Raw genomic sequence first — 10,181 nt, forward strand, 5'->3', positions numbered from 1 at the left:
TTGCCGGGCTCAAGAGTGCTTGACACGAGAAGAGGCGCAGAAAATTTTGAGGAAGGCAGACAAGGTCCACCGAAAGCTCTCCAAGGGCTGATTAGCGCAGCAGCCTCCGCAGCTTCTGATTGGACGTAATAGAAATTGCGAAAGAAGGCCCCCAGATCCACTGGGGCGCAAGGGGCTGGTGAAGCGTCGTAATCAGGTTGCGACTGTCAAATCAGTTGCGTCATCAACCGGGGTGGCTTCCTTCTGGTACGGCCGGCGCACCATGACGGGATTGTCCCCGGTGTGCTCCATTCCGTGGCGTACGCCATCAATCCAGATACCCGCCTGCGCCAGCTGGGGGAGTTGCAGGTTTTGGGCTCTGGCAACGGCGACGAATTGGAAGCGTCGTCCGTCCTATTGGTTCTCCTGCTCGATCGCTTGGATCGTGAACCCACGACAACAGCAGCATCCGTAGCCGGCGTATTCAGCACCTGCGGGGACGGTTTCGTCCTCCTCAATCTTCTGGGTGAGGGCTTCCTTCACGGCTCTTAGATCTTCCCCGGCACAGTCGTGGTGCATGAGGAAGTCGGCCCTGCGGTTCTCGTGTTGGCAGTGGCGGTTCCAGACGGTGCTTTGAAGTGAAGTGGTCATGTGATGGAAAGCAAGTGGATGTGTTGTCCCTCCTGTTCACCCCTCTTTCTTCAAACAGTTAGAAAGAAGAGAAGAGGGATAGAGGGAAGAGTTCGTCACAAAGGTCGGGACACCCCGTCCGCCCCTAGGAACCGAACGTCGGCTTCTTCGGGAGGTGTTGGTGCTGCCCTGTACCCAACCGACTTCTTTAGCCAGCTCGGTGATTCGTTTGTCGTTGTGGCCGTTCTGCCGCTCAGCTCCGATCTCCAGGAAGCGATAGATTTCCTAAAGCTCGACGTAGGGCGTGCCCACCCGCCGGCCTGGGAAGCCGCCGATCAGCTCAGCCCATGGATCTGGGAGATCGTAACCAGAGTTACGTCCAACGATTTCGTCCAGCTCGGCATCGGTGCTGAAGCTCTGAAAACCGTTGTGGTACTCCGCCAGGGCCCGTGCCCCAAGCTCATCCCGTCCAAGGGCCACCCTGGCGAAAGGCAGCTTTTCGCCAGGCAGGGGGATCAGACAGAACCGGGTGCTGCCGGTTCGATCCACCAGTGGCGAACGGTTGGCCGTCCCCCAGATCATTGAGCGCCGTGGGATGGGTTCCGTGCCCTTGCCGTATTTCCGCCGGCATAAGTCGGTGGTCCGGCTGATGAACGCCTTGAGCTTCTCCGCGCTGGCCTTGCGGGTGAAGCCGTCGAACTCGGCGAACCCGCACCCCCAGCAGAGTGCCAACAGCGTGATGTCATCGACATCCATCGCGCTGCTGATCCCGTCGCCGTACCACTCGTCGCTTAAGACAGCGCGTCCAAGGACGGTCTTGCCGATCCCCTGAGGACCTAGCAGAACCGGCATCTGCCGTTGTTGGCAGCTGGGCTCGAAAACCCGTTGAACGCACGACACCAGAAACCGCTGCATGAAGCGAGCGGTGATTGGGTCGTCGATGTTGAACAGCCATTGGTCCAGTCGTTCCCACTGCTCAGATTCCCGAGATAGACCTGCACCGGATCGAACGGGGCGTCCGCCGCGAGGGTGGTGAAGGTATCCGCCGTTAGGCGCTTCGGCCAGTTGTGCTAGCCACGGCTCAAGTGCAGGTAGAGGTTCTCCACCTCGTCGTCGCTGAACTCGCGGCCATGGCAGTGGATGCCGCGGGAGCGGACGTTGAGCATGGGTTGATCGCCCAGCTCCTTCTTCATCAGGGCCAAAGCCTCGCCCGCCTGGGCGGTGCGCTTTTTACGCAACTGATGTTGCGGGTCCTCCCGGCGGAACAGTGCACCCATTCCTGGCCCGTGCTGATTTGCACGGTCGCCGACGTATGCCCAGACCCCGCTGAGACGTTCGATGGTTTCGCCAACGGCGCGAGCACCGGTGGGCTCCAGCAATTGCCCTTGTGGCAGAGGATCGCGTCGCCGTCATTGCTGATCCGGCAGTCGTTGTCAGTCCGGCCGCAGATCTCGCAAGGCACGTTGTCCCGCCAGCCGTTGGTTTCCTCCCGAGAGCGCCGCGCCACGAAATTGCCGGGCGCCGGCCGGCCGCGGGCAATGGACGCCTGGTACATCTCCCAAACCGAATCCGGGATGGGTCGGATCTCGTCAGGGCTGCCGTTGAGCCAGCAGCATTCGCCGCCGGAGCTGACGTGCTGGCCGGCAACGATCACATGGCCGCTGCTGAAGAAGAACTCCAGCTGCTCCTTCTTGGTTTCATCGGTCTTCCAGGCGGTCTTACCGACGCACCGATCCCAGCGGTCTTGGGGGACGTAAAACACCTCCTTGTACCGGTTGGGATTGTTCTCCCGGCCAATGATCCAGGAGTCCGGCTCGTTGAGATCCGAAGGGAACTTGTTAGCCGCAAGTTGGATTGCGGAAAGTCCGTCGTAGTCGACGACCAAGATCCCGCCGGCATCTGACCCGCACCGCATTCCGATGCAACGGACGCCGCTGTACGTCATCACCTCGTCGAGGTTAAAGCTCAGGTTTGGCCAGTTGTCCGGGAAGGGTGCCTTCTTTGAGTCACCTGCACCGCATGGGAGCAGGGGGAGCCCGTCAAGCGAACGGAACTCATCGCGCCACCAGTCGGGGCGCTGTTGTGTCGCAGTCATCGGTGGTGCCCTCCGATTCAGCGACGCGGTGAGCCGTCATGGCTGAAGGTTTCCACCTCCGCCGAAGGCTGCCGCTTGTGGTTCCACAGGCTTTGGATCGCCTGCTCCTTGTTCCACCGGATCTTGCGAATGCCAAGTCCGATGAACTGCCAATCCCGGTGCTGTTGGAAAGGACCATTGGGGTCCCGTCGCATCCGAAGAATTGACTCGTCGCTAAGCCCAGCCGCCCTGGCGACTTCGGCTGTTGTTGCTGCGTCTGGTGGCGCTGCTGTTATTGACGCAATCGACATTGCGATGGCTCGCACCCTCAGGTGCGGGGGGTGCCATCCCAGTTCTCGTGGTGCAGAAGCTCGGCCTGGAGCTTGGCCATGAAGTTGGCCTTTTTGTCCCGGTGTCTCTGATCTGGGTTGCCTTGGTCGAAGGTGGCAACGCAGAAGTCCGAGTCCAAACGGACACGGCACTTAGTGAAGTGCCGAACCTGGCGTTCCAGGTGCTGACGTTCATGACCCTCGGGCCATTCGGTCAGACGACCGGAACGGATCGGAATCGGGCGATTAGGACTTTGCATCCAGCAGGGATGACGTGTTCGGTTTGATCCCCCGGAGGCAGACGCGCTGCTGCGGTTCCGACATCACGAGGGCAACCTAACGCCACTGATCGGGTTTTTCAGCGACTTTCGTTGCCGAGACACCATGGGGGGTGTCTCGGCCACGGCATCGTCTCCGCGTTTGACTCGAAGGCCCGAGCCTGAATCCGCTCCGTTAGCTGCCGATACGAACGCTGATGAATCGCGAGCGAATGGCCCATCGCGGCTGCGATCACGGTCTTGTCCAGCCCCTCCCGATAGGAGCGAACGCCGAAGCCATCTCGCAGCGAATAAAGCCTCACCCAGTCCTTCGTCGGGAGCGCGGCGTATTTGTCGATCAGCTCCTTCCATCGCTGTTGAACCGGCCCGGCGGGCTTTCCGTTGCGCTTCCTGTGGAGGTAGCGATTGCAGGCGTGACCGTTAAATGCCTGCAGGTCTGGCAGCTTCAACGCCCCCGCTTCCCACGCTTCCACCAGCGGCCACTGCACCGGCTTGTCGTCCTCTGATCGCCGGAAGTGCATCGGGCGGAGATACCGCAGCTCGGTGTCCTTCTGGCCGTCGACTTTCTCGTAGGAGCAATAGAAGATCTTTTCTCCCGTCTTGCTGGTGGGGTCTGGCACCACGCTCAAATGCTCGACCTCGATTGGACGCAATCCGTATTGCGCCAGCAACCGGAACAGGTTTGCCCAGGCCGGGTTCTCCTGCTGAATCAGCTCGATGAAGTCCAGGATCTCGTCGTCCTCCAGGACGGCCTTCTTCCGCTTCTTCGGTTTCTTCGGGATCAGCTCGTCACGGTCGGCCTGGGTGATGAGCCAGGTGCGGGGGACCTTGTAGCGGCGGACCGCGAACTCCATCCACCGGGCCAGATAGCGGCCACATTCCACCTGAACCGTTGGTGCATCAGCCCAGTTCTTCAGCACGGCCTTGAGCAGCTCGTAGCCATCGCTGGGAGCGTTCTTCCTACCGAGGATCCGCACCGCTTCATCCAGGATCGGCGCCCAGTTCGTTTTCCAGGTCTGCGGCTGGATCTTCTTGCCGAACTCGAGCTTCGCTTCCTTCATGGCCGCGGCGATGGTGGCCCAGGTGACCACCTCCTCTGCTTGCGGCTGAACGTCGCTGGTGGACTTCACCTCTTTCAGGCAATCCTTCAGCGTCCGATCCCCATCGGCCTCAGCCCAGAGTTTGTACGTCTGGCGGATGTAGGTGATCGCTCGCTTCTCGTCTTCCTCCCTGAAGCGGATCTCTGGGTCGAAGCCGGTCATGCTCACCCGCTGTGATGGCTGCCCCTTCGAGCGGAACAGCAGCACCATGACACCGCGGTCGTTCACCACGCTGAAGCCCTGCCACTTCGCTGTGACGGTCACCAGCCGCTGTTCCCACGGCGGCATATCGGTGAGGTTCCTCCGGGGCAATTCCAGACAACATCCAGACAAATAAGTTTTGAACGGTCGCCGTCCGTCGTCAAGGGTTGCCTAGGGAATTAGGCGTTGACTGCGTCCTTCGCTGGAGGCCCCATAAATACTCATTCCGTAATTGCGTGAGTCATGCCTATCACTTAAATGACTTATGGGGGCTGGAAGGCCCCTCTCAAACATTTCAGCGCTAACGATGCCTCCAAGCGCCTCGATGTGACGAGGCGCTTGGAGGCATCGTTAGCCGCCCTTGCAGTACCTGACCCTCTCCGGAGACAACGGTGCATCCCATCCAGTCCTGGGGGTCAACACGCAGATCGCTGAAGGGATGGTCTGAAGTAACAAGCAAAAGGCAATGATCAGCAACGCGAAGCCTGTGCCGGGGGCGTGAATATTGGCTTGGAACCAGGGTTTTTGAACCATGCCGTCAGTTTGTCACTGACATGGGTCCGCGTCCCGCCCGGAGCCCCCGAGAATTAGTACACATCCTGATGGCGACATCGGCTGAGCGACAGAACATCAGTCGAAGTTGGCTTCTAGCTGACCACTCGGTTTATTGGGGCAGCAGCAGCTGATGCAACGTGGTTCGCTTTGGCGCTGGCAGCCACCGCGCTCACCGCACTGTTCTGGCGTGAGTTGATGGCTTACTAACAAGGATTTTTGAAACCAGATGTTGTCCTCACGCCGCTCTGCTTGGTTGATTGTTGTTGGCTTATATCTCGGCTGCTCGTTCTGACGCGTGGGTGAGTTGCAAGCGTGATGCTTCCACAGGTCAGCTGCTGTGGGTGCGGGGTAAGTCAACTGAGCCCCTGAAGAATGCTGAATACCAGCCCGGTGCAACCAATCCTGATCTGGGCACATGCTGGTCAACAATGACCAGCTCCGTCAAGCGCACAGTCTGAAGTTTTGATCACTGCTTGGCTTGGGCCTGTAAGTCGCGGTTGATAGAGGTGATTGGAACTTTGTTCAGACCAAGATTTGGAATTTCAGCGGTTTCTTAATCGCCTGATCTGTGGGATCACCAGAAGATCCATTAGTGCGAACATGATCAGGCAGGGAACAAAACCTTTTCCCACTACATTGCAAACCCAGCGTTCCTGATCCTATTGGCAGATCACCAATTCGGATAACCAGAATGACGCCGCAGCAAAATGCCATTCCGATGCGCTCAGGCGCAGCTTGAACAACACAGCAACTTTGAAGCAACTGAAGGGCTGATAGCTGAACCGCGCGCGAGCGTAGGCGCAGGATGCGTCTGATGCATCTCGCCTTTGCTTATCCGTCTGCTGTTTGCTTTTGCCTTGCTGGCTGCCTGAGCGGCCCCAGCTCGAGCGATTTCACTTTCAGCGCGCTCGGATCGGTTGATTGATCGGCTCGAGCGTTGCGGCCCGGGGGCCGAGCGCGCCGCCTACAACATGGGCGTGAACCGTCTCTGTTTGTCGTAGGGGCTGCGCGATCAGCCAGGACTTCAGCTGGATGTTCTGACGCATGAGGCCATCCATATGGTTCAGGACTGTTTGGATGGTTTGGAGACGCCGTCGTCTTCCACGATCAGCTTGATGCTGTAGGCGCAGTGTGGCTTCAGTCCCGCGCAGGTGGATCGGTTTTTGGCTCACCATCTCGACCGTTCAACAGCGGACCACATGCTGACGGTGACCCAGTCGCTCGGGCCGCTGCAGCGCCAGCGAGAAGTTGAGGCCTATGCGCTGCAGAGCCAGGCCGGCATGGTCGAATCCTTGTTGGCTCAACACTGCTGATCTTCATCGAGGGATGACGCTTCAGCTTGAGATGTTGTTCTGTTTGACATCGCTAGGGTTGATTGATTCGTCGGAACAATCGGGTGATGATTCACAATTCTGAATCAACCGAAGGCTTGCGCAATCGCACCACGATCACCGTTGTGGTTCCTGCAGAAGCTGGCAATGCTTTAGGCGTGGTTGTTTTACGGCAGTTGCCCAATCTTGATCAGTGGGACTGGGGCCGTATGGAACCTCTTGTCTATCTCGATGATTATTCCCTTCGCGGGAAAGGAACAAGCGGATTGGCCACGGCTCTTGCCTCGGGCTCTGAAGAGGATTTGAACATCCAATTCAATCTAGCGATTGAGCCGGGGCAAACCGTGAATGTTGTCTTCCATGGCTTTAATCCTCAGTCCAGTATTTATCAATGGTCAACAGAACTCCTGGCGGACTGTGAAGACCCCGTTCGTTATCTCGGACCCACCTTGCGTCTGAATGTTTACGAGCAGGATCCGTACCGTTAGTTATTGGTTTCTAGAGCAAGTTCGGGTAGGCATTGAAGAGTCCCCACATCACCAGTGCGGTGATCGAGGCAAAGATCACGGCTGTCCATGCCGCAAGATCGGCGTTGTTGCTGGACCCTTGCAAAAGCTGAAGTAGGCGTACCATCAGAAGGAATACAAGCCCTTCGGTTCTGGCTCAGCTGGAGGGCAAATTCCAGCCTTGTTTGCGAGTCCTTATATGTTTAAGGGATCTCGACAGATCCGGACGCCATGCTCCAGTGCCCTAGTGGTATTCGCCAGGGTGCTGAATCTTGGTGACGCTGACGCCAGAGGAGCTCTTGCCGGAGAACCGCAGCAGTTCATCGCCGGAGACTTCATAACCCAGTTCTTGGGCAATCAGGGCCGCAGCATCGGCACTCACGGCCTGCAGCACCTGGTCCCTGAGGGAAGGATCTCTGGAGATGTGAGCAAAAAATTGTCGGAGTTGGTCCGTGCTCATGCGGCTGGAGACGTTATGCCGATTCTGCCCCGTCTGGTCTTGCCTCTTGCCTGTTGACTGGTGCGCAGATCAGGTCTGATGGGATGACGCAACCAGCGGTGTCAGGTGCCTCCGGCAAAACCGGATGGTGCGTGGTAGTGGAGGCGCTCAAGCGTGGTTAATCGGTTCGAGCCATTGTTCGTACCCGCGTCCGTATTGCCCCCTGCCCAGGCCCAGCGAGATAGGCGCCTGGAGGTGTATCGCCTGAAACTGGATACCGCGGAAGCGTTGCTCCATGCGCTGTAGGGCTGCACGGCCTTGGTGATCGCCACGGGTGCTCGCCCTTCGATCAATCTGGCGGGTCCCTTGCAGGTGGATGCGTGGGGGGGTGCAGGCCTACAGCGCATGGAGCAACGCTGTCTGGATTGGATCGTGATCCGGCTGAGTAAAGACGACAGCCGCAGCGCCACGGAGGGCGTGCTGGTGACCAACGCCGATCAACAGCATTCCTCGCCGCCTTGTGGCACAGGTGTGCCTGGATGCCCTGGAGCAGCCTCAGGCCTGTGGTCGCATCCTGGAAATCACCAGCTCCCCTGAATTGCCCCAGCAGACGCTGGGGCAATGCTTGGATCAGATGCCCAGTCGATCCCAGATCACGCCCAGGTTCTCCTGATGCAATGCGGTGCTGAAGCAGTTCGCCAGCTCCGCGGAGGAGAGGCGGCTGGTGACATCACCATCCGCTTCGAGGTTGGCGTGGAAGTCGCCGCCGGCTGTATTCCAGGCGGTGTGGGCATTGCGTTGGACGACCCGGTAAGCCTCCTCTCGGCTCATGCCGGTGCCCACAAGAGCAAGCAGCACCCGCTGGCTGAACACCACACCGCCATACACATTCATGTTGCGGCGCATGTTCTCGGGGTAGATCCCGAGGCCCTTCACCACGCTGGTCATCTCCCGCAGCATGAAGTGCAGGGTCACCGAGCAATCGGGAAGCATCATTCGCTCAGTGGAGCTGTGGCTGATGTCGCGCTCATGCCAGAGGGCCACGTTCTCAAGGGCAGCAATGGTGTAGCTGCGCAGCACCCGGGCCAGCCCGCTGATCCGCTCGCTGCGGATTGGGTTGCGTTTGTGGGGCATGGCGGAGCTGCCCTTCTGACCCTTGGCGAAGTTCTCCTCCACTTCCAGCACGTCAGTACGTTGGAGGTTCCGGATCTCGGTGGAGAAGCGCTCCAGGGAGGCCCCCACCAGGGCAAGGGTCTGCACGTAGTCGGCATGGCGATCGCGGGAGATCACCTGGGTGCTGGCGGTGTCGGGGGTGAGCCCGAGGATCTCGCAGGCGATCGCTTCCACCTGGGGATCGGTGTTGGCATAGGTGCCCATGGCGCCGCTCACCTGGCCCACGGCCACATCCTGCTCAAGCCGTTCCAGCCGGATGCGATTGCGCTCGGTTTCCGCCAGCCAGCCGGCCACCTTGAACCCGAAGGTGATCGGTTCGCCGTGGATGGCATGGGAGCGGCCGATCATTTCGGTGCCCTTATGGGCCCGGGCCAGTTCGCGTAGAGCGTCTGCCAGGGCATCGAGTTCGGTGCGCAGCAGGGCCACGGATCGTTTCAGCTGTAGGGCCACGCCCGTGTCCAGCACGTCGCTGCTGGTCATGCCCACATGGATGTGGCGCCCGGCATCACCAACGTACTCATTCACGTTGGTGAGGAAGGCGATCACGTCGTGGCGCACCTCGGCTTCGATTTCGAGGATGCGCTCCACCTCGAAGCTGGCCTTCGCCTTGATGGTGTCGAGGGCCTCTTGGGGCACGCAGCCGAGCCGGCAGTTGGCTTCGGTGGCAGCGATTTCCACATCAAGCCAGCTCTGGAATTTCGCCTGCTCACTCCAGACGGCTCCCATCTCAGGAAGGGTGTAACGCTCAATCACCGGCGCGCTCGGTTGAACAACCCAACAAATCTATGGGGCCGCCTCCGCGCTCCTTATTGAGCCTCTGTGCCGGTGTTCGACCTCTGGAATATCGCCATCCTGGGGCGATGACCCCAACGCTCTACCTGCACTGGACGGCAACGCCCTACGACTGGATCCGCCCTGGGCATTATCACTCGATCATCAGCGGTGATGGCCGTGTGCACCGGTTGCATGATTACAACGTGGATCTGCCGGCTCACACCAACGGCCGCAACCTCAACAGCGTCGCGCTGTCCTGTGCCTGCATGGGCGGTTTGCCCGATCCCTGGACACAGCCCCCAACGGGCCCGCAGCTCAACAGCCTCTGCGCCGAGGCCGCTGCCGTTGCCCACAGCTGGGGCTGGGGCGCGGATCAGATCACGGTGGAGCAGGTGATGATGATCCATGCCGAGGCAGCCTCCAACCGCGATGGTTGTTGGATGCATGACAACTACGGACCGGTGATCTGGGGCAGGACGGGTAAGCGCTGGGATCTGCTGCAGTTATCCAAGAACGGTGCCACCGATGGAGGGGAGCAGCTGCGGCACCGCATTCAGGCGCTGTTGCGGGACTCGGATAAGCGTCCTGAGCAGGAGCTGCTTGCCTTCCGGGGCACCACGACACTTCAGGTCCGAGGCCGTGCGCTCTCGGTGCAGTTGGATTCCTTGGGCCGTTCCTGGGCCTTGGCCTCCGATCTGCTGGAGCGTTATGAGCTGCCTTTCGCCTGGGATGCAAGCCACCGCCGGGTGCTTATCGGAGCCATGGATGTCAGCCCAACCTTCTGGGAGGACGGTGTTCAGGCTGAGGTGGGC

The 10,181-nt window shown here is 59.7% G+C and carries 14 protein-coding genes; 4 read left to right on the forward strand and 10 right to left on the reverse strand.

Going from position 1 to position 10,181, the window contains the following annotated elements:
• Positions 1–393 precede the first annotated feature (393 nt).
• The 7 genes from ACGVJ8_RS05560 to ACGVJ8_RS05590 form a co-directional block, all read right to left on the reverse strand.
• Positions 394–630, reverse strand: a complete 237-nt coding sequence (locus ACGVJ8_RS05560; protein WP_392346183.1) for a hypothetical protein — start codon at positions 628–630, stop codon at positions 394–396.
• 264 nt (positions 631–894) lie between these two features.
• On the reverse strand, positions 895–1,674 hold the full coding sequence (locus ACGVJ8_RS05565) for a VapE domain-containing protein (protein WP_392346208.1): 780 nt from the start codon (positions 1,672–1,674) through the stop codon (positions 895–897).
• Positions 1,675–1,679: 5 nt separating this feature from the next.
• Positions 1,680–1,802, reverse strand: coding sequence for a hypothetical protein (locus ACGVJ8_RS05570; protein ID WP_392346185.1), 123 nt, complete (start codon positions 1,800–1,802; stop codon positions 1,680–1,682).
• Complete coding sequence (locus ACGVJ8_RS05575) at positions 1,802–2,704, reverse strand: bifunctional DNA primase/polymerase (protein WP_392346187.1); 903 nt, start codon at positions 2,702–2,704, stop codon at positions 1,802–1,804. The genes ACGVJ8_RS05570 and ACGVJ8_RS05575 overlap by 1 nt, the downstream gene beginning before the upstream one ends.
• A gap of 17 nt (positions 2,705–2,721) precedes the next feature.
• Positions 2,722–2,898 (reverse strand): hypothetical protein, encoded by a 177-nt coding sequence (locus tag ACGVJ8_RS05580; protein WP_392346189.1) that lies wholly within the window; start codon positions 2,896–2,898, stop codon positions 2,722–2,724.
• Positions 2,899–3,011: 113 nt separating this feature from the next.
• A complete protein-coding gene (locus ACGVJ8_RS05585; RefSeq protein WP_392346191.1) occupies positions 3,012–3,272 on the reverse strand; it encodes a hypothetical protein in 261 nt (86 codons plus the stop codon).
• A gap of 98 nt (positions 3,273–3,370) precedes the next feature.
• Positions 3,371–4,678: a hypothetical protein gene (locus ACGVJ8_RS05590; protein WP_392346193.1), complete on the reverse strand. Its 1,308-nt coding sequence runs from the start codon at positions 4,676–4,678 to the stop codon at positions 3,371–3,373.
• A gap of 1,619 nt (positions 4,679–6,297) precedes the next feature.
• Here ACGVJ8_RS05590 and ACGVJ8_RS05595 point away from each other — a divergent pair.
• Together ACGVJ8_RS05595 and ACGVJ8_RS05600 are read left to right on the forward strand one after the other, a co-directional pair.
• Entirely contained in the window at positions 6,298–6,459 is a 162-nt protein-coding gene (locus ACGVJ8_RS05595) for a hypothetical protein (protein ID WP_392346195.1), read from the forward strand.
• Between the two features lie 86 nt (positions 6,460–6,545).
• Positions 6,546–6,965: a DUF2808 domain-containing protein gene (locus tag ACGVJ8_RS05600; protein WP_392346197.1), complete on the forward strand. Its 420-nt coding sequence runs from the start codon at positions 6,546–6,548 to the stop codon at positions 6,963–6,965.
• Positions 6,966–6,975: 10 nt separating this feature from the next.
• On the opposite strand, the gene ACGVJ8_RS05605 is transcribed toward ACGVJ8_RS05600, so the two are convergent.
• Complete coding sequence (locus ACGVJ8_RS05605; RefSeq protein WP_392346199.1) at positions 6,976–7,110, reverse strand: hypothetical protein; 135 nt, start codon at positions 7,108–7,110, stop codon at positions 6,976–6,978.
• A gap of 117 nt (positions 7,111–7,227) precedes the next feature.
• Entirely contained in the window at positions 7,228–7,443 is a 216-nt protein-coding gene (locus ACGVJ8_RS05610) for a Nif11-like leader peptide family natural product precursor (protein ID WP_392346200.1), read from the reverse strand.
• Between the two features lie 297 nt (positions 7,444–7,740).
• Here ACGVJ8_RS05610 and ACGVJ8_RS05615 point away from each other — a divergent pair, with 297 nt between their 5' ends.
• Positions 7,741–8,019: a hypothetical protein gene (locus tag ACGVJ8_RS05615; protein ID WP_392346202.1), complete on the forward strand. Its 279-nt coding sequence runs from the start codon at positions 7,741–7,743 to the stop codon at positions 8,017–8,019.
• A gap of 33 nt (positions 8,020–8,052) precedes the next feature.
• Here ACGVJ8_RS05615 and purB read toward each other — a convergent pair whose 3' ends face one another.
• A complete protein-coding gene (gene purB, locus ACGVJ8_RS05620; protein ID WP_392346204.1) occupies positions 8,053–9,348 on the reverse strand; it encodes an adenylosuccinate lyase in 1,296 nt (431 codons plus the stop codon).
• A gap of 32 nt (positions 9,349–9,380) precedes the next feature.
• Between purB and ACGVJ8_RS05625 the strand changes: the two genes are divergently transcribed.
• Positions 9,381–10,181, forward strand: an 801-nt coding sequence (locus tag ACGVJ8_RS05625) for an N-acetylmuramoyl-L-alanine amidase (RefSeq protein WP_392346206.1), incomplete at its 3' end; no start/stop codon positions are given.

Origin of the sequence: Parasynechococcus sp. (assembly GCF_042954245.1) — a bacterium.
GTDB lineage: Bacteria > Cyanobacteriota > Cyanobacteriia > PCC-6307 > Cyanobiaceae > Parasynechococcus.